Genomic DNA, 18,823 nt, shown 5'->3' with positions numbered 1-18,823 from the left:
CCTGTGGGTTTCATTTTGGCAGCCATCGCTATCTACCTGGATCTCCATCTCTATCTGCGCCCTATTCCTCAAGATTTTGATACCGCGATGCATCAACAGTTGGAGGCGGCAAAATTCCCTGGTGCCACCGTGTTGGTGTTCAATCAGGGAAAGGTTATTTTCTCTAAAGGATATGGTTTCGCTAACATAGAGGAGGGAAGAGCCGCCACGCCTGATACCCTGTATCAGATTGCATCTGTTTCAAAATTGGTGACCGCAACGGCGGTGATGCGTCTGTATGAGCAGGGACTGCTGCAACTGGATGACGATATTAACCAATACCTGCCATTTGCAGTGCGCAATCCACTCTTTCCTGATGCTCCGGTTACATTTCGAATGTTGCTGGCACACGTCGGCAGTATTGGTGATGGTCCAGCGTATTGGGACAGTTATACACTGGGTCAATCTGAGGATCCTATCGAACCCTTGGGTGAGTTTTTGAGAGAGTATTTCACACCAGATGGCCGGTATTACAATTCAGAGGGTAATTTTGTCGATGCAAAGCCTGGAACTCAAGCTAAATACAGTAATGTAGGCTTTGGCCTGTTGGGGTATCTGGTGGAGCAGATTTCCGGACTACCCTTTGAGAAATATTGCAGACAGGAGATATTTCTACCGTTAGATATGCCATCTTCACAATGGTTTTACCGCGATCTGGATAAAAGCCGTATGGCCATGCCTTATGGTTATGATGCAGTGAATAAAACCTTTACACCACTTGGTCACTATAGCTTCACGAACTACCCCGATGGTTCGCTCAAAACCAGTACCACAGAGTTTATGCGCTTCTTGTTTCTTTTTCTTAATGAGGGAGAGACGATGAGTGGTAAACTCTTCCTGCGTCCGGATACGGTGCGGGAGATGTTACGGGCCCAATATCCAAAGGTTAGTGATGTGCCGGGGCTGGCCTGGGCCATTGTCGGTGATAAACATATGCACGGCGGCAGCGACCCCGGGGTCGATACCGTGGTTTATATCTCGAGAGGTGAGCAGTGGGGGGTCATTATGTTTGCCAACAGCGGCGGAATGCAGGCCTGGCGTACCGAGTTAGGGTTATCGATCAGAGATGACCTGTATGAATATATAGAGCGATATGGAATACCTCAGTAAGCAGGGTTTAAGTTTAAAGTTTCTACTATAGAAATTAGGTTGTCACTACTCAGCCACATCCTGCCCCTAATCCTGATTTATTCAACGTCCGTGAGTTGGAGGTCACGACCTAGGTTATTTAGGACCCCTTTTCCTTAATAGGATTGCACGGTGCCGCAGCTATAGATTTTATGAGGGTTAAACCTTCAAACTCCCTTGTTGAAGAAGAATGAAGCTCAAAGGTTAACCCCCGGACTTTTTTTAACCTTTTAAATCTGAAAAGATCCGCCAGTGTCGCCGCCCCATCTCAAGCAAGACTCCCACAGCCAGCCCGGCTGCGGTATTGAGCAGCAAGCAGATCGCGGCGGTGGAAAGAATTACAAATATACAGAAAGGCTTACCGTCTAGCAGTCGCTTCGACCACGCCAGCTGCAGTCCGGCGATGGAGAGCAGGCTACCCAGGATAGCCAGTGGAATTAACCCTAACAGCCAGGCGACACTCTCTCCCCAACTAAAGGCGATAAGCAGGCAGCTGCTGCCGAATATGACCGGTGCCCATATTCCCCGGGCACCGAAGTGATGCTGTACGGCCAAGCCGCCGGCGCCGTGACACATGGCCGTCGCACCGAAAGGGGTCAACAGCAGGTTCGCCAGCCCTGAGCTGGTGGCCAGGCGTCTGGGACTGAACTTGTCCTTCTCATGAGGAAACTTCTCTTTCGCCATGGCCGATGTTGCGATAACGGCATTGGTCAGGGTGAGTGCCAGTTGAGGCAAGACCAGTAATACCGCGGCAGATGACCACTCGGATAACGTCGGCCAACTCAGGCTCCACAGCTGACTGTGCATCGAGCTCTGAACCGAGGCCTGGGTAGACAGCAGGGCGGACTCCTCTATGAAGGGGGAGCCCGAATTATATTGCCATAGCATGCCAAGGATGATGACCAGCGGCATGGCGAGGTAGCGCAGTGGCAGGAAGCGACTACAAAATAACAGGGCAAAGGCCCCCAGACCGATAATCCAGGTCTGGCTCATCATCTGTGCGCCCATCCACATCAACTGAATACCGATAGCGAGCTGAATACCTATGCTCACTGCGGGGGAGAGCTGTTTCGCCATCCAGTTGATGGCGCCACTGAATGCCAATATAAGCAGGATGACACCCATCATCATGCCACTGGCCTGCAGCATACCCGGCGTCAGCCCCTGAGCTATCACTAAGGCGGCGATCACTTTCATGGGTTGCACGGGAATGGGCCGCCTGTAGTAAAAGGCGGTAAACAGGGCAAAGAGTCCAAAGCCCATAAAGATGCCCTGAGGCGAGAAGTGGTTGAGCGCAATCAGTCCCAATACCAGTGGAAGGAAAGTGCCCAGATCGGCGAAAGCGCCACTGAATTCGCCCGAGAGTTGATCACATTTCTTAAGTAATGTGGTTTTACATGTCATATAACTTGCCGTAGGAAAAGAACACAGCTGTATCGCAAATATAGTGCCAATTATTTCGGGGTAATTGGGACTGCAAAGGGAGTAATATGACCCTATTTAAACAGTTGCAGAGACAAGTTGGGCTATTTTCATAAATGTGAGGGATGTTTTATCCGAAAATGTCTAATGCTTAATATCGAGTGACCGGGGTGAGGTGTCAGCCGACCTATTGCAGGCTAGTCGGCTGACGATAGGGTATTCATGGGAGGATGAATACCCTAATTACGCTTTGGCTATTTCGCGTGTTTCTCTCCTTTTTTGTTCTTCATCGGGTCGCCGTCATAACCCAGTGCTTGCCAGTTCATGCGGGTGCCTTTCTTATGACAATCGTTACACTTGAGTGACTCCTCTTTCGGAGAGACCATGTGGTTGATACGCCACCACATCTCCGTTTCGGCAAAGCCATGCTCGCCACTGTACTTGAGCCCCTTCTCAATCATGGCTTCATTGGCTTCCATACCTAATTTAGCCGCGAGATCCCAGTCAAACTCACTCCAGTATCCGCCTTCACCGAATGTCTTAGCTGTGATGAAGATGTTGAGCTTCTTGTCGTAGATCTGCTTACCCGTATGCACCTTGAAGGGGTAGATTTTGGCCTTAGGATCTTTGATGTCGCCCACAGGGAAAGTCAGCTTAGTCACCTTGCTGGGGTCCATCTTATCGCCCGCCATATAGGCATCCGCGCTGCCGTTGTACCAGGCGTAGGTCGGCTCAACCATCTTGCCCCAAACGAAGTTGCCTTTCTTCTTCTGGAAGGTTTTCTTGCCGTACTCATCTTTAGCCTCGGGTCTGTCATCTCCTGCGCTTGACCAGTCCCAGCTAAGCTTGGTTGGCTCATTCTTGGCGAAGAATGGAATATGGCAGGTCTGACAGGCAACTGTCGCCGTGTGAGTGTTAAGGCGCTTGTTTTTATGGGGCGCGTTATCGTGACAGTTTTCACAGCCGATATGGTCGATACCACCTGGTGATACCCCCATGGCATTACCAGTGATCTGGTGTTGTTCTGTTGTGTGGCAGTCCTGACACTGGAAATCGTTGCCGTCGGTGTCCATATGCACATCAGTGGCCTTGTCAGGGTAGGACATAGATGAGTCCAGATCGCCATGCTTCACCGCGTCACCACCGCCACCGTAGAAGTGACAGCTACCACAGTTATCGCGTACCGGAGTCCCTACGTTTTGTGCGACACGTTCGAGGTTGACTTTAGCCATAGGCTCGCCGGCACCAACGGGGTTTTTAACATAGGTTCCCGTGGTGTCGTGACAAACCAGACAGTCTACCTTGGTCATATCGGTAAAGTCGAAGTTATTGTCTTTCCAGCCATAACCGGCATGACAACTGGTACATCTGGGTTCGTTGCCTGAGATGGCGGTACAGAAGTTGTTGATGCTATTTTTCTTACCACGTTTCACCGTACGACCCGGAAGCTCCTGTTCCAGTTCCCAGGTCCAATGCGACGACTTCATAAAGTCTTTGGCATGATCCTCATGACATTCGATGCATTGTTGGGTCACTTGAGTCCCTTCTGTGAAAGGGCCTTCAATATACTCTTTATGTTGATTGGCGGCATTCGCTGGGCTGCTGAGTAAAGATAGACCAGCGAGCGCAAGGGCAAAGGGGATCAGAGTGTGTTTCATATTTTTTTCTCCCACCCCGGCCGAAGCCGGGGGGTTGAGCTGGACTAGAAGTTAACGGTCAGAGATGCGTTGACGTCAAAAGCGGTATCAACGACAGGAAGCATAGAGAAAGCGCTGCCTGCTATCACGTCATCAATCTTCTGTGGCGCGCCGACTGGGGTGCCGCTGCCGGTATACTCGAAATCGTAGTATAGGCCGGCGAGCTTGATGAACATGCGTGGGTTGATATCGAACATGTAGTAGGCTTCACCCACGTGTCCGCGAGTTGCTAACTTGCTTCCGATAGGATCGTCTTGTGCCTGAGTAAATGGAGTCCAATACTTAGAACCATAGTTATACTCGAGACCGAACTTACCGTAAGGTGCCGGGATCTGAATACCTGCATAGAAGCCGTAACCGTCTTTCGCACCACTGTCGTCGGCTGCGCTTGGCATCATGATGATCTCGCTACCATCGGCGTTGAGCTGAGCCTGGAATACTGCATCACTGAGCATGCCACCGAACATACCGGCATTGCCGTTACCGTCGGCGCGGGTCCATCCACCGGAGAGGAACCATTTAACGTCGTTATCTTCTTCGCGGGCGAATCCGATTCCACCCAGGAACATGTCACCAATCACACCACTGGGTTGTACCCGGGTCTCGAAGTTAAAGTTGCTGAACTTCTGCATATCCTGATACATGGTAGGGGCGAAGATACCGGCAAGCTGAGTCGGGAATGCCATGGTGCCTTTGAAGCCATCGTTGACATCTTTGGCGCCGAACAGGGTAAATTGCAGAAAGTTCTTACCATCGTTAATCGCATCGATATTGAAGCCGCCAAGGTGAGTATCTTTGGTGACGATATCGCCAAACATCTCGCCGTTACCGTACTGAGACTCGAATCCCTGACCGTAACAGAAGCGGACGACCTGACCCTCAACACCCGTAATGTCACCAAGGTGGTAGCCCATTGTGGCACCATCGAAGTTGAAGTTCACCAAGTGTCCAGAAGGTGTTCCGCCACGCTTTTCGTTTTCACGATACTGGGTCGGTGGGCCATAGGTAGATGGTCGACGTCCGATGGAGAGATAGAGAGGTGAGCCACCGATATTTTTCCAGTCAAAATAGGCGCGTTCGACTCTTAACCAGTCACCGCTGGGATTACCGCCGTTAGTGCCATCCATGGTGAATGAACGCCATGAGTCGAATACCTGTACACCGGTCGAGTCACCCCAGTTTTTGAACATGCTCAGGCGGCCGGAAAAGCTGACGTTGTCCCACACTTTAGCTTTCAGGTTCAGTCTGAGCCTTGTGGTATAGAAGATGTCGTTATCGATATCCTGGGTTGTTTTTTGGGCTAAGACATATGGCATGATGCCCTGAAGTTGACCGCTCTGAAATGCCATAGCCAGATTAGGATCGGCGGCCATCATCTTGCCCAGAGGTGAGGACGAATCGTCTGGCATACCGAATGCGCCTGACATTGCCTTGGCGCCGAAATCGTTAAAGTCCACCTTTATAGCTGGGTTCCAGGTAACATTTTGATAGTGTAGTGAGTGTGCCTTGGTGCGGAAATCACCCGTGATGAGAATTCTGTCCAAAGCCGAATGACGCTCATTATTATCGACTCTGTCATTGATATCGTCCAACTCACTGGTGATATCTTCGAGCTGTTTTTTCAGATCGGCAATCTTTTGATCGTCAGTATCACCAGCGTATACCGATCCCGATAGCGCCAGTGCATTTGCAACGAGCAGTGATATTAAGGTTCTCATAACATCTCTCCTTGGGAGTGCTCGGCTGATTTTTTAGTTCTTGTCGAGTCACTCATGAGTTAAGGTCTTAACTAATCTCAAAACCTTGTTCTATTTACTAAAACCTGACTAGCAGTCGACAGGTTCAGGCTGATGGATGGCCTGGGGAATAGCCCCCATACTTTAAAGCTTGTTGCTGCTAGTCGTTGGTTAGTTGTTGACTTCCAACCTCATTAACCACACGTCTGTGGCTGGTCAGAGTCGGCAGCATGGTCGTAAAGGAACTGGTGGATATCTTTCAGATCCTTTTCAGACAGCGCATCGAAGGCTTCTTGATCGCCTTTATGCTTCATACGCTTAAAGAAGCGATCCCACTGACTCATGGTCTTGCTCATGGGAGTAAGTTCGCCGGCGTTGTCGCCTTTGCTGTGGCAAGACTTACACTCTTTCTTGTACAGGTGTTTTCCCTTCTTAGGGTTACCACCATCTGCTGCGTATGCCTGAGCACCTAATGAGAATGCGAGTACAATACATGCGCCTATTTTTATTATCGGTTTCATCATCTTTTCCTTAGTCACCGGAATATGTGACTTACTTATAGTTAGCAGAATGACTCTGCCTTGTTACTAAATTTAGCAAAAAGGAGTAGATGTAAATTTGATGTTGATCACCTTTACAAGAAAAATCTAATTGAACAAAATATCATGAATAAAAAACTAATGGATTATGAGGTGTTTTGTTTGTATATATTTGTTATTTGGCGTTTTTATTGTATTTGGTCGTGGCTTTTTCTTTCCTTGTTTTTGGCTGTTTTAAACAAATATGGGTGGTCGCGGATCACACTTATGGACTTTTACTATTCCTTTTTCTACCAATAATGGAATAAGAGGATGTTAACAGCTGGTTGCGTTGAGCTGTGGGCTAGGGGGGATGAAGAGGAGGTATAAGGTATGGAGCGACGGAGAATCATATCCCCGTCCTCCGGTATTTAATAGGACACTTACATTCAAGGCCTGACTTGTGTCTTAAGGTTGCTGACGGGTCGCGGCCAACACGATTTCACGCACACAGACGCTCTGGGGTTGGTTGAAGGCGAACAGAGCCGCTTCAGCAATCGTTTCCGGTGCAATAACACCACCCATCTCCTGCTTCCAATCTTCGTAACCTGCTTTTATCTCATTGCTGGTTGTGTGGCTGAGTAGCTGTGTCTCGACGGCGCCGGGAGCGATAGTGACCAGGCGTACGTCATCCATGGCGACCTCTTCACGAATATTTTCCGTCAGTGCGTGTACTGCGAATTTAGTGGCGCAGTAAGCCGCGTGGTTGGGGAAAGTTTTGCGTCCTGCAATTGAGCTGACATTGATGATGGTACCTGTTTTACGGGCCTTCATATCGGCCAGAACGGCATGGATACCATTGAGTACCCCCATCACGTTGATGTTGAGCATACGTGTCCACTCACTTGGGTCTTGAGTATCGGCCTGGCCGAGTAGCATCACGCCTGCGTTGTTGATCAGGCAGCCTACCGGACCGAACCTTTCAACCGCTGTCGCGATAGCCGTTTTAATCGCCTCGCCATCGGTGACGTCGACGCTGACACAGAGACTGTTTTCAAGTTCAAGCGCCTGCATAGGTTCGATGCGACGAGCCAGTAACAAAAGCGGGTGACCCTCTGCACTGAATGCCTTAGCCATTGCCGCGCCGATACCCGAAGATGCACCCGTAATTACGATCAGTTGTTTCATGATTTCTCTCCCCTTTACTCTGCCCGGTAAACTGAGCCGGGTGGTAAGTTGATTAATGACTATCTGTTCATTGACTGGTCGTTTAAGGACCAGCGATTTAATGAAGCCATTATAGTGACAGGCTGATTGTTGATATATAATCTATATCGAACATGATTGTTTACGTATGACTTCTAATTAAGGGCGTTTAACCCCAGAGTCAGATGCAGTGACTTACAGTGAGAAAAAAGATGAGCAGCGACCTGAATCTTGCCGATATACGTGCCTTCACCGTGATTGCCAAGCTGGGTAGTTTTACTCAGGCCGCCGAGGTGTTGGGTTGTTCTCGCTCTCACCTCTCTAAGCAGTTATCCCAGTTAGAGCGCTTTCTCGGAGTGAGTCTCATCACCCGCACGACTCGTGCCCAGCGCCTGACCGAGCTGGGGCTACAATTTTTCGAGCAGTGTCAGGCCGCCCTTGAAACCATAGACAGTGCGGTGGCCAGCACTGTAGACAATGCCAGGCATCTGCAGGGACAGCTCAACATCAACTGTGTCGGCGGGGTTATAGGTGAGGAGATAGTTACCGCCTTAGTGAATGATTTTATCGCTCTCTACCCGGATATCAGTGTTAATCTGGACTTCAGCAGTCGGAGAGTCGATCTGGTAGTCGATGAGTTTGATCTTGTTTTTCGCATGGGGGAGCTGGAAGATTCGGGGATCGTCGCCCGTAAGCTGATGAGCATAGAAAACATGACCATGGCCTCGCCCGGGTACCTGAAGCGAAGAGGATACCCTCAGCATCCTAAGGCGCTGAAGGACCACCTCTGTATTACGGGGTCTATCGATCACTGGTTGTTTGAGCAGGAGTCTAACCCCAAAAATAGGGTCGAGGTTGCCATTAAGGGGGGCTTTAGGTGCAAGAATGGTCGCGCCATGAAGGCGAGTGCACTCGCCGGTAATGGTATCGTTAGACTACCTAAACTCTACTGCCCACAGGAACTCGCCTGTGGTGAGTTAGTGTCGGTATTTCAGCAGTGGCGGATTGCCGATACCCCGCTCTATCTGCTTTATCATAAAGACAGGTTTCAGCCAGCCAGGCTAAAGGCTTTCATCTCCTTTGCGACTGAACACTTTATGGATTATGTTCCGTAAGTAGTGCTTCCACGCCTGTGACTCCAAAGTACTGCACCGAACGCTTAACTGTGATCTTCTTGGCGATCAAGGCGCCATCTTTGTAGATCTTCACCACCCTCTTGCCACCTTTATCGTCGGCTGAGTACTCATGGGCATCGTTTAGGCGTAGATCGTCAAACTGACTTTTCATTATGAGATGCATAGATTCACCCTCTTTTTATTTCGGCCTTCTGCCTAAGGGATAGTGTTCCTAGCTACGAATATAAACCATATATATCGATCAATACATAGGGAGAGGAGAGAGTTTATTTATGAGGATACCGGAAGAGACGCTGGCTTCGGTTCGGCTCTTACTCGGGCTTTCTCCTGTTAATTAGACTGTTTTTCCTCAATCTAAATGCAGGTGTCGATATGACACTTTGCTGTCTATTTGACTGAATTAATTAGTGTCTTAAAGACACTTGTGTTCTTGGGTTTTTATGTAAAGCCATTTAAATACAGGTGCTTAAAAACTTGGCCCGGCACATGCAATATGAGGGGTAAGTTTATCTATTTTAGTATATTTGAGGTTTAGAATGGCTATTCATGTCAAGAACAATATCCAGTGGGTCGGGCAACGTGATTGGGAGGTTCGTGATTTTCACGGCACTGAATATAAAACTGAAAAAGGGACCAGCTATAACAGTTATCTGATCAAGGAGGAGAAAACGGTGCTGATCGATACTGTCGATCACAAGTTCAGCCATGAGTTCGTGCAAAACTTAGAGCTGGAGATCGATCTGAAGCAGATCGATTATATCGTCATTAATCACGCCGAAGAGGATCACGCCGGTGCTCTGGCTGTCTTGCTGGCAAAGATCCCCGGCACGCCTGTCTACTGCACGGAAAATGCCATCGACTCTATTACAGGACATCACCACCACCCCGAGTGGAACTTCCATACCGTTAAGACCGGAGACAGCTTAGATATTGGTAACGGTAAGCAACTTATCTTCATCGAGACTCCCATGCTACATTGGCCCGATAGCATGATGACCTATATGACCGGCGATGCCGTGCTGTTCAGTAACGATGCCTTCGGTCAGCATTATTGTGATGAGCGTCTGTTTAACGATGAGGTGGATCAGAGTGAGCTGATGGATCAATGTTTGCGCTATTACGCTAACATTCTCACCCCCTTCAGCCCGTTGGTAACGGCGAAGATCCAGGAAGTATTAAGTTTCAACCTGCCTGTCGATATGATTGCCACCGCCCATGGTGTGGTATGGCGTGAGGACCCGACTCAAATTATCCACAAATATCTGCAGTGGGCCGACGAGTACCGGGAAGATCGCATCACCATCTTCTACGACTCCATGTCTAACAACACCCGTATGATGGCGGATGCCATCGCTCAGGGGATCCATGATGTCGATCCCGGTGTTGCGGTGAAGATCTTCAATGTCTCCCGCCATGATAAGAATGAGATCCTCTCTAACCTGTTCCGCTCCAAGGGTGTGCTTGTGGGCTCATCGACCATGAATAATGTCATGATGCCGAAGGTGGCCGGCATGCTGGAGGAGATCACCGGTCTGCGCTTCAAGAACAAACGGGCCGGCGCCTTCGGGAGTTACGGTTGGAACGGTGGCGCGGTTGACCGCATCCATGCTCGTCTGAACGATGCCGGCTTCGAAACCTTGCCTGGGTTGAAGAGTAAATGGAAGCCGGATGGAAAGGCGCTGCTTGAGTGTCGTGAGCACGGCAAACGGGTGGCGCGCCAGTGGGCGCTGCATCCGGCAGGAGCTGTAGCCCCTAAGCTGGCAGAACCTGTCAACGAACCTCAGTTGGCCGAAGAGCAGAGATCCGAGCCTGCCTCCGAGAGCTCAACCTCGCCGACATGCACAGATACGGCAGCGGGACAACGCATGCTGTGTAGCGTCTGTCAGTGGGTTTATGACCCTGTGTTGGGGGAGCCCAATCAGGATATCGCCCCCGGAACCGAGTGGACAGATCTGCCTGACAGCTTCCTCTGCCCGGATTGCAGCATAGGCAAGGAGGTGTTCGAACCTGTTTGCGGCGAGGTGGCAGCATGAAGCAGCCCATAGTTATCGTAGGCAGCGGCTTTGCCTCCTATCAGCTGGTGAAGACAATACGCAGACAGGACAGCCAACAGGCGATTACCGTGATCACCTCAGATAGTGGTGATGATTATGCCAAGCCGGACTTGAGCCATGTGTTTACTAAGAGGCAGTCGGCCGAGGAGCTGATTAAGATGAGCGCCGAGGAGTTTGCTAAGCACTATGATATTACCCTGTTGACTCATCGCCGGGTCGAGAACATAGACAGAGTGCAGAAGACCCTATGTTGCGATGGTGAGTCGATCGCCTACAGCCAGCTGGTGTTGGCGACCGGGGCTAAGGCTTTCATCCCATCTATAGGGGGGGATGCGGCAGAGCGTATCATCACACTCAATGGTCTGGAAGAGTACAGGTACGCTCAAGTCGAGCTTGGGAAGGCTAAATCTGTACTGGTGATCGGGGCCGGTCTTATCGGCACCGAGATCGCGATGGATCTGGCGAGCGCCGACAGACAGGTGATATTAACCGATCTGGCCGATACATTGCTTCCCGGCCTGTTACCCGGTTTCATCTCTTCGCAGCTGTTTCAATCTCTGGGTAATCAGGGAGTGAACATTGAGCTGGGAACCCAGGTCGAGCGCTTGCAACAAGATGGAGAACAGATCTTGGTCAGGCTGAGAAACGGACAGGAATATTGTGTCGATACCGTGATATGTGCCGCGGGCCTGAAACCCAATGTTCAATTGGCGCTCCGGAGCGATCTTAAGACCAATCGCGGCATAGTCGTGGATCGTAAGTTACGAAGCTCGGATCCAAGTATCTTTGCGTTGGGGGACTGTGCAGAGATTGAGGGGCACTTGTTGCCGTTTCTGCAGCCGATTCTTATGAGCGCCAACGCCTTGGCTAAAACCTTACTGGGACAGGCAAGCGATGTGACCTTGCCGCCCATGATGGTTAAGGTGAAGACACCGCGTCTTCCTATTCAGTTGAGTGGCATCACCAGTCACCCGGACGCACATTGGCAGATGGATGCCAGCAGTGAGGGGATGACGGCAAGGGCCTTCGATGAGCAGAGGAAGTTGATAGGCTTCGTCGTTACCGGCGCTCATATGAAGCAGTCATTTTCTCTGCTGCGTGAACTTCCACCCACATTGTAATGCACCAATTTTTTTCGGTTTTAAAGAAAGTCTATAGTTTTTAAGAGAGGTTATTATGAGTCATCTACGAATTCCGGCCAACTGGACCATACAGCGTTCAACGCCATTTTTTACCAGGGAGAATGTCCCTGCGGCCCTCCTGTCCCACCATAACACCGCAGAGGGGGTATTTGGCCAGCTGTGCGTCATGGAGGGAGTGGTTACCTACTACGGTTTTGCCGATGAACATGCCAAGGAACATGAACTCAAAGTGGTTATCGAAGCCGGGAATTTTGCTACCAGTCCGCCGCAATACTGGCATCGTATCGAGCTGTCAGATGATGCACAGTTCAACATCAACTTCTGGTCTGAACAGGACAAAGGTGACGGCCCTCTGTTTAATGCCAGAAAGTAACTGTTAAGATTAAGTTTTACCCATTGCCGGAGCCCAAAAGGGCTCCGGCGGTGTGATTTTACCCGCTCTTACCTCTCCTATGCTTCTCAATCCCACACTATGCCTATATTAGATAAATATCACGTTTCTATTTTGTAAAATTGAAAATTCATTGCCCCAGATCACACTCACTCAGCCTATGTGGTTTACCACAATACCCCTTAATTTTGTAAGGGATAACAATGGTCTCAAGCTTCTGAGTTGGCGCGTCAGGCCTGCATAGAGGCATCAAACTAATAACAGTGTTAAACAGTGAGTGATTTCACCTTCCACTGGAAGTTGATGGAGGTAACCATGATTAAGCTCGATAGGCGCAATTTTATAAAGGGAGCCGGAGCCGGGGGCGCAACCTGCGCCCTGGCGACTATGCTACCGGGATCTTTGGCGGCATTGGAAAAAGAACCACTTAAAGCTGTGGGGAAGGAGGTCGCCAGTATCTGTGAGATGTGCTCGACCCGCTGCCCAATCTCTGCACGTGTGGTCGATGACAAGAATGTCTTCATCTCAGGTAACAAGGAGGCAAAATCCTTTGGCGGCAAGGTGTGTGCTCGTGGTGGTGCCGGCCATAGTTTGCTCTACGATCCACAGCGTATCGTCAATCCACTCAAGCGTGTCGGTGAACGCGGTGAAGGTAAGTGGGCCGAGATAAGCTGGGACGAAGCCTATGAGATGATGGCGACTAACCTGAACAGAATTAAGCGTGAACATGGTCCAGAGGCCGTGGCATTTTCCTCCAAGAAGGGGTCACTCTCAGGGCACTTCTTCCACCTGGCTAAGGCGTTTGGCAGTCCGAATACCTTTACCCATGGCTCACTCTGCCCCGGGGCATATGTGATTGCAGCCAAGTCCATGTTTGGTACTAAGCTCAAGCGGGATTTGGGAAACTCTAAGTACATCATTAACTTCGGCCACAACATCTATGAAGGCATTAACATGTCTGAGACCCGTGGGATGATGAAGGCACAAACACAGAAGGGGGCCAAGTTAGTGGTCTTCGAGCCCCGCTTCTCTGTTGTGGCCGATAAAGCCGACGAGTGGCACGCGGTGCGCCCCGGAAGCGATGTGGCAGTGGCGCTGGCGCTGTGTCATGTATTGATCGCCGACAAGCTGTATGACCAGGCTTTCGTTGAACGTTATGTGGTTGGTTTCGACGCTTTTGCCGCTGAAGTCAAAGCCTATACGCCCGAGTGGGCCGAAGGCATTACCGATGTGAAGGCGAAAGATATTCGTCGTATCGCCCATGAACTCTCAGCCGCCGCACCTCATGCTGTGGTTGACTTCGGGCACAGGGCAACCTTTACCACCGAAGAGTTTGATATGCGCCGGGCAATTTTTGCCGCCAACGTCCTTATCGGCAATATCGAGCGTAAAGGGGGACTGTATCTGGGTAAGAAGGCCAAGACCTATAACAAGTTTGCCGGTGAAACCGTTGCCCCTAAGCTGGCTAAGCCCGGCGTGGAGGGGATGCCTAAGCCCACGGCTAAGCGAATCGACCAGACAGATAAGCAGTACACCATGGTGTGGAAAAATGGTGGTATTTACCAGAGCATTCTCTCCGCAGCGCTGGAAGCAAAACCCTATCAGTTGCGTGGTTGGGTCATGAGTCGTACCAATCCAATGCAGACGATGACAGATAGAACTAAGGTGCTGGCAGCACTGAAAAAAATGGAGTTTGTTGCCGTCTGTGATGTGTATATCAGTGAGACCGCTGCCTATGCGGACCTGATTCTTCCCGAGTCTACCTATCTGGAGCGAGATGAGGAGATTGCCGACAAATCCGGTAAGAACCCTGCATATTATGTGCGCCAACGTGTGGTCGAAACCATAGGTAATACCAAGCCATCCTGGCTGATATTTAAGGAGGTTGGAGACGCGCTGGGCTTAAGCGAGTTCTATCCCTGGAAGAATATGGAGACCCTACAACTGGCTCAGATGAAGCGGGATGACAAGGCGTTGAGGCATATCAAGGAGAAGGGCTATGTCAGCTATGGTAAGCCATTGATGTTACGTGAGCCCTCCATGGTGGCTAAGTTTACCGACACCTATGCCAATGCCAGAACCCCGGATGATGATGGCACCTACGGCAGTGCGCTTAAGTTTAAGACACCAAGCGGCAAGATCGAGTTGAGCTCTGCGGCCGTCGAGGAGTTTGCGCCGGGGCGCGGAGTTATTCGCTATCGTGACGTCCAGCTCAAGCGTGCCGATGAACTCTACTTTATTCAGGGTAAGGTTGCGGTTCACACCAACGGTGCGACCCACAATGTGCCCATGCTTGCCAACCTTATGTCTGACAATGCTGTCTGGATCCATCCACTGACCGCCGGACGACTGGGGATCAATCATGGAGACGAGATTCGCCTGACCAGTCGTGTCGGCAGTGAAACCAGCTATGCCATGATCACTCCGGGGATCCGTCAGGATACTGTGTTTGCCTATATGGGGTTTGGTTCCAAAAACAAAGAGTTAATCAGGGCGTCCGGTAAGGGGCTACATTGCGGAAACCTATTGCCGGATAGCACCTCTCCCGTCGTTGGTATGAACTTACACACCACAGGTGTCAAGGTAGAAAAGGTCTAATCGGAGGCAGTTATGAGTAAACGTTATGTGATGGTGCACGATGAGAATAAGTGCATCGGCTGCCAGGCCTGTAATGTGGCGTGTCGCAGTGAAAATGGGACCCCGGAAGGGGTGACCCGATTACAAGTCAGGGTGGAAGGGCCATTTGGAGAGGCACCAAACCTGCACTTTAAGTATCACAGGGTATCGTGCCAGCAGTGTGAAGATGCGCCCTGCGTTAAGGTCTGCCCGACCGGAGCCGCCTATGTCGGTGAGGACGGTATCGTGACCATTAAAGAGGATAAGTGTGTCGGCTGTATGTATTGTGTCGCCGCGTGTCCCTACAAGGTACGTTTCGTCAACCCGGAAACTAAGGCCACAGATAAGTGTAACTTCTGTAAGGACACCCGCCTGGCTCGTGGTGAGTTACCGGCCTGCGTCACCGTTTGTCCGACCGATGCACTGACATTCGGCGATGCCAATGATGCCGATAGTGAAGTTGCTAAGCTACTTAATACTAAGCCCAGTTATCAGGATAAGACCCATCTCGGTACTAAGCCCAGGGTCTATCGCATTCCGACTAAGAGAGGGGGGATAGAGTCATGAACAATATGTGGGGAGATATGGCCCAATACGATCCGGTCACATGGAACTGGGTCATCGCAGTTTATCTGTTTATGGCAGGCCTGTCGGCCGGTAGTGTTCTGATCGGTATCGGCATGCGCTGGTACAGTAAAGACAAGCTTACGGAGAGCCCGATCCTTAAGGCGGCGGCAATCATAGGCCCGGTGGCGATAATCTTAGGTCTGGCTTGTCTGGTGTTCGATTTGACTAAGCCATTCCACTTCTGGGTTATTTTGGTTAACTATAACTTCCAGTCTGTGATGGCACTTGGTGTGCTGGCGCTTTTGGCCTACACACCCTTAGGCATCGCCTACGGACTGATAGTTCTGCGTCACGACCTGCCTAAATGGGGACTGGGCTTCCTGGTTCCGGTTGCACAGATGCTGCTGGAGTGGCGTAAGGCGATTGAGGTACTACTGTTTATACTGGCTATCGGTGTCGGTGCATACACGGGCTTCCTTATCTCGGCAATGAATGCTTACCCTATGCTCAATACGGCAGTACTGCCGGCACTGTTCCTGGTCTCGGGACTATCGGCCGGTGCTGCTGCGAACGCTGTGGTTGCACTGTTGATGTTCAAAGTCGATAACCATGATAATGAGCTGAAACGTATGCATGGCCTTGAGTTACCTGTGATGGCCACCGAGATAATGTTCCTGTTCATGTTGTTCTGTGCCCTGTACTTCAAAGGTGGTGCGGCGGCTGCGGCGCTGGCATCACTCACAACAGGAGTGTGGGCCGGGGTATTCTGGATCGGTGTTGTTGGCATAGGTTTCGGCATTCCTCTGGTCTCTATGCTGATGCCTGCAGCTACACGTCATACTAAAGGGGCTATGTTGATGGTGGCTTGCTCTGGTTTAACCGGGGTATTGGCATTGCGTCACTTTATTCTTTACGCCGGACAGAGTTACATCTACTAGCTGTAATCCATCCCCAAACAACGTCTCTGCAAAGTGTTGTTTTAGCCCGAAACCTGCCGGTTTCGGGCTTTTTGGGGTCGACACTTGGTGAGAGGAGGTTTGAGATAAGCTGGGAAACCATAGATAAAATCTAATTTTTATACCTACACTATTTCCATCCATAGACTATCTTTAATTGAGAATGATGACCCGCAGATAACAATAAAAACCGAAAAGGCCGAATGGATGAAACTGTTCAAACTGGCGTTGTGCTATTTCTTGTTTTTCCCCTTCTCCTCATCCCTTGCTGAGCAGCGAGCCGGTGAGTCTATGGGAAAGGTGGAAGAGGCTATGCGAGTCGTTTCACTAAATGATGAGGCAACCGCTTTTATCAATCCGGCCCTGTTTACATCTGACTCCATAGCATTCAGTGATTCCTCTTTATCCTTTTCCGGTGCTGGTGGTCGCAGGGAGGAATTTTCACCGGGAGTGGCAGTGAGTGAGCAACAGCCAGTCACTATGGTGGTTGCAGATCACCTTGTTTCAATTAGGAGCTTCAATAATACCCACATTGACACCATAGGCTTCGACGTTGAGATAGGGAAGTCTGCAGAGATGCTGGCACCGTCGCCAGTCGAGCCGCGGATGGTGATGGAGCTCGACTCTCAAGGGGTAATGGCCGCCGGTGAAGTTTCAGAGTACGGTGTGGCCATGAGCCTCCCCCTATCGATTGTCAATATGCCGATATCTGTCGGTGTCTCTCCGAAGTTGCAAAAGATTGATACCTATAACTATGCTGCACAGATTAATGACTATGGGGCATCGGTCAGTGACTTGGCACCAGCCGAACTCGATGCTGCCACCTATCGAAATGATGAGGCAACATTCAACCTTGATATCGGTATTGCCATGGAGCCGTTTGAGGGGTTAGTGGTTGCTATGTCAGGACGGGATCTAATTACTAAAGAGCTGGAAACGGCAGAGTCTCAGGGGCGAGCCTTTAATTACCGGATCGATCCCAAGTTTGCTGCGGGCATCGCCTATGACTGGCATAGACTGAGCATTAAGACGGATGTCGATCTTAATCCCATCAAACGTTTCGATGAGGCTGCGGGTACTCAATATTGGCGATTCAGAGGAGAGCTGCAAGCGACCGATTGGTTGGCGCTGCATCTGGGTTATCGACACGAACTGAACGACAAGCGGGAGAGTATCTACTCGTTAGGCACAGGAGTGGCACTCGGCCGGACATTCTCTCTCGACTTTACCGGTTTAGTCGGCAGTGATGATGCCATAGGCGGAGTGCTTAAAACCTCTTATCATTTCTGAAGAAGCGATGAGTTAAAGATAGGGTCAAGCTATTTTCATGTTTTAAGTCAGAGAGTGAAACGCTGGATTCTGAAATAAATTCAGAATGGCAACAGACGAAGAGTTACTCTTGCTTACCGCTTACGGCTTCTTATAATTCCGCTATCGATTTGATCGTCAGCAGTAAGGCACTTGCTGAGCAGAGCAGCAGGGTCATTTTTCTGATTCTCTTTTTATCTATATGACCAATTAAGCGCCCCGAGACAAGATAAGCTAAGATCACCGACGGCAGTAACATCAAGGATAACCACAGATGCTGAAATGTGAGCAGGCCTGTTACGGCTAAGATCAGCAGTGCTATGGTGGAGCTGAAGATAAAGAAGGCCGACAGGGCGGCCCTGAACTGCCTGGCGTCTTTGCCCGATAGCAGTATCGCCATCGGCGGTCCGCCTATGGCGGCGATGTTACCGAATATCCCCGATAGGAAGCCGGCAGCAAACAGGGTTTTGCGATTCACACGCAGGTTAAACTTCATCAGGCTGAGAATAACGGCAGCGACAACGATCCCGGCGATTGCCAGTCCCAGTATGGGCTGGGGGGCAAACAGCAATAGCGCAGCCCCAAGAAAACCGCCGGGGACTCGACCCAGCAAAGCATATTGCAGCCCGTTGAACTCCAGCGCACGACGCTCCCTGAACAGGGTCAGCAGTGAGATAGAGAATCCCATGAAGATAACGGGAGCCGGAACAAGTTGTGGATCGACGATATAGAGCAGTGGCGCGGCGACAACCGCCAGTCCGAAACCGATAAGGCTCTGGGTCAGGGCACCAAAGAAGATGATGGCTGAGGCTAAGAGTAAGGTGGTTGGCTCTATGATAGAAAACACGGCTTCTTCTCTCGGTTAAGCCTGTAGTCAGTATGAGTCACTAACAGCCGAAGCACAGGA

16 protein-coding genes are annotated in these 18,823 nt (G+C 50.4%); 9 read left to right on the top strand and 7 right to left on the bottom strand.

Annotated features, from left to right (window positions below):
- The first annotated feature begins 15 nt into the window (after positions 1-15).
- Entirely contained in the window at positions 16-1,149 is a 1,134-nt protein-coding gene (locus tag Q1B47_RS19100) for a serine hydrolase domain-containing protein (RefSeq protein WP_299797378.1), read from the top strand.
- A gap of 240 nt (positions 1,150-1,389) precedes the next feature.
- Here the strand turns inward: Q1B47_RS19100 and Q1B47_RS19095 are convergent, their stop codons facing one another.
- The 5 genes from Q1B47_RS19095 to Q1B47_RS19075 form a co-directional block, all read right to left on the bottom strand.
- Positions 1,390-2,571, bottom strand: coding sequence for a putative sulfate/molybdate transporter (locus Q1B47_RS19095; RefSeq protein ID WP_299797375.1), 1,182 nt, complete (start codon positions 2,569-2,571; stop codon positions 1,390-1,392).
- 272 nt (positions 2,572-2,843) lie between these two features.
- Positions 2,844-4,247 carry a tetrathionate reductase family octaheme c-type cytochrome gene (locus Q1B47_RS19090; RefSeq protein WP_299797372.1) on the bottom strand — a complete coding sequence of 468 codons (1,404 nt, stop codon included), beginning with the start codon at positions 4,245-4,247 and terminating at the stop codon, positions 2,844-2,846.
- Positions 4,248-4,291: 44 nt separating this feature from the next.
- Positions 4,292-6,004 (bottom strand): DUF3373 domain-containing protein, encoded by a 1,713-nt coding sequence (locus Q1B47_RS19085; RefSeq protein ID WP_299797370.1) that lies wholly within the window; start codon positions 6,002-6,004, stop codon positions 4,292-4,294.
- A 212-nt stretch (positions 6,005-6,216) separates the two neighbouring features.
- On the bottom strand, positions 6,217-6,546 hold the full coding sequence (locus tag Q1B47_RS19080) for a c-type cytochrome (protein ID WP_299797367.1): 330 nt from the start codon (positions 6,544-6,546) through the stop codon (positions 6,217-6,219).
- A gap of 462 nt (positions 6,547-7,008) precedes the next feature.
- Positions 7,009-7,728: an SDR family oxidoreductase gene (locus tag Q1B47_RS19075; RefSeq protein ID WP_299797364.1), complete on the bottom strand. Its 720-nt coding sequence runs from the start codon at positions 7,726-7,728 to the stop codon at positions 7,009-7,011.
- Positions 7,729-7,958: 230 nt separating this feature from the next.
- On the opposite strand from Q1B47_RS19075, the gene Q1B47_RS19070 reads away from it, so the two are divergent.
- On the top strand, positions 7,959-8,861 hold the full coding sequence (locus Q1B47_RS19070; RefSeq protein WP_299797360.1) for a LysR family transcriptional regulator: 903 nt from the start codon (positions 7,959-7,961) through the stop codon (positions 8,859-8,861).
- On the opposite strand, the gene Q1B47_RS19065 is transcribed toward Q1B47_RS19070, so the two are convergent.
- Positions 8,842-9,045, bottom strand: a complete 204-nt coding sequence (locus tag Q1B47_RS19065; protein ID WP_299797358.1) for a hypothetical protein — start codon at positions 9,043-9,045, stop codon at positions 8,842-8,844. The genes Q1B47_RS19070 and Q1B47_RS19065 overlap by 20 nt on opposite strands.
- Positions 9,046-9,418: 373 nt before the next feature.
- On the opposite strand from Q1B47_RS19065, the gene norV reads away from it, so the two are divergent.
- From norV to traF, 7 genes are all read left to right on the top strand, one after another.
- Positions 9,419-10,915 carry an anaerobic nitric oxide reductase flavorubredoxin gene (gene norV / locus Q1B47_RS19060; RefSeq protein WP_299797355.1) on the top strand — a complete coding sequence of 499 codons (1,497 nt, stop codon included), beginning with the start codon at positions 9,419-9,421 and terminating at the stop codon, positions 10,913-10,915.
- Positions 10,912-12,057 carry an NADH:flavorubredoxin reductase NorW gene (gene norW, locus Q1B47_RS19055; protein WP_299797352.1) on the top strand — a complete coding sequence of 382 codons (1,146 nt, stop codon included), beginning with the start codon at positions 10,912-10,914 and terminating at the stop codon, positions 12,055-12,057. The genes norV and norW overlap by 4 nt, the downstream gene beginning before the upstream one ends.
- A gap of 55 nt (positions 12,058-12,112) precedes the next feature.
- Positions 12,113-12,451: a DUF1971 domain-containing protein gene (locus Q1B47_RS19050; RefSeq protein ID WP_299797349.1), complete on the top strand. Its 339-nt coding sequence runs from the start codon at positions 12,113-12,115 to the stop codon at positions 12,449-12,451.
- A 333-nt stretch (positions 12,452-12,784) separates the two neighbouring features.
- Positions 12,785-15,067, top strand: coding sequence for a thiosulfate reductase PhsA (gene phsA / locus Q1B47_RS19045; RefSeq protein WP_299797346.1), 2,283 nt, complete (start codon positions 12,785-12,787; stop codon positions 15,065-15,067).
- A gap of 12 nt (positions 15,068-15,079) precedes the next feature.
- A complete protein-coding gene (locus tag Q1B47_RS19040) occupies positions 15,080-15,652 on the top strand; it encodes a 4Fe-4S dicluster domain-containing protein (RefSeq protein WP_299797343.1) in 573 nt (190 codons plus the stop codon).
- Positions 15,649-16,590 (top strand): NrfD/PsrC family molybdoenzyme membrane anchor subunit, encoded by a 942-nt coding sequence (gene nrfD, locus Q1B47_RS19035; protein WP_299797340.1) that lies wholly within the window; start codon positions 15,649-15,651, stop codon positions 16,588-16,590. Before Q1B47_RS19040 ends, nrfD begins: the two co-directional genes overlap by 4 nt.
- A 225-nt stretch (positions 16,591-16,815) precedes the next feature.
- Complete coding sequence (gene traF, locus Q1B47_RS19030) at positions 16,816-17,898, top strand: conjugal transfer protein TraF (RefSeq protein WP_299797337.1); 1,083 nt, start codon at positions 16,816-16,818, stop codon at positions 17,896-17,898.
- Positions 17,899-18,028: 130 nt separating this feature from the next.
- On the opposite strand, the gene Q1B47_RS19025 is transcribed toward traF, so the two are convergent.
- Positions 18,029-18,763, bottom strand: a complete 735-nt coding sequence (locus Q1B47_RS19025; RefSeq protein WP_299797334.1) for a sulfite exporter TauE/SafE family protein — start codon at positions 18,761-18,763, stop codon at positions 18,029-18,031.
- Between the last annotated feature and the right edge of the window lie 60 nt (positions 18,764-18,823).

Source organism: uncultured Shewanella sp. (assembly GCF_947501225.1).
Lineage (GTDB): Bacteria > Pseudomonadota > Gammaproteobacteria > Enterobacterales > Shewanellaceae > Shewanella.
The sequence above is the reverse complement of the archived record's forward strand: the minus strand, read 5'-3'. Positions and strand labels throughout refer to the sequence as shown.

Excerpts from the sequence above, each read along its gene's own strand:
- Q1B47_RS19040 (WP_299797343.1), top strand. The coding sequence starts at position 15,080 with ATGAGTAAACGTTATGTGATGGTGCACGATGAGAATAAGTGCATCGGC.
- Q1B47_RS19050 (WP_299797349.1), top strand. The coding sequence starts at position 12,113 with ATGAGTCATCTACGAATTCCGGCCAACTGGACCATACAGCGTTCAACG.
- Q1B47_RS19065 (WP_299797358.1), bottom strand. The coding sequence starts at position 9,045 with ATGCATCTCATAATGAAAAGTCAGTTTGACGATCTACGCCTAAACGAT.
- Q1B47_RS19090 (WP_299797372.1), bottom strand. The coding sequence starts at position 4,247 with ATGAAACACACTCTGATCCCCTTTGCCCTTGCGCTCGCTGGTCTATCT.
- traF (WP_299797337.1), top strand. The coding sequence starts at position 16,816 with ATGAAACTGTTCAAACTGGCGTTGTGCTATTTCTTGTTTTTCCCCTTC.
- norV (WP_299797355.1), top strand. The coding sequence starts at position 9,419 with ATGGCTATTCATGTCAAGAACAATATCCAGTGGGTCGGGCAACGTGAT.
- Q1B47_RS19070 (WP_299797360.1), top strand. The coding sequence starts at position 7,959 with ATGAGCAGCGACCTGAATCTTGCCGATATACGTGCCTTCACCGTGATT.
- norW (WP_299797352.1), top strand. The coding sequence starts at position 10,912 with ATGAAGCAGCCCATAGTTATCGTAGGCAGCGGCTTTGCCTCCTATCAG.
- Q1B47_RS19085 (WP_299797370.1), bottom strand. The coding sequence starts at position 6,004 with ATGAGAACCTTAATATCACTGCTCGTTGCAAATGCACTGGCGCTATCG.
- phsA (WP_299797346.1), top strand. The coding sequence starts at position 12,785 with ATGATTAAGCTCGATAGGCGCAATTTTATAAAGGGAGCCGGAGCCGGG.
- Q1B47_RS19075 (WP_299797364.1), bottom strand. The coding sequence starts at position 7,728 with ATGAAACAACTGATCGTAATTACGGGTGCATCTTCGGGTATCGGCGCG.
- nrfD (WP_299797340.1), top strand. The coding sequence starts at position 15,649 with ATGAACAATATGTGGGGAGATATGGCCCAATACGATCCGGTCACATGG.
- Q1B47_RS19095 (WP_299797375.1), bottom strand. The coding sequence starts at position 2,571 with ATGACATGTAAAACCACATTACTTAAGAAATGTGATCAACTCTCGGGC.
- Q1B47_RS19080 (WP_299797367.1), bottom strand. The coding sequence starts at position 6,546 with ATGATGAAACCGATAATAAAAATAGGCGCATGTATTGTACTCGCATTC.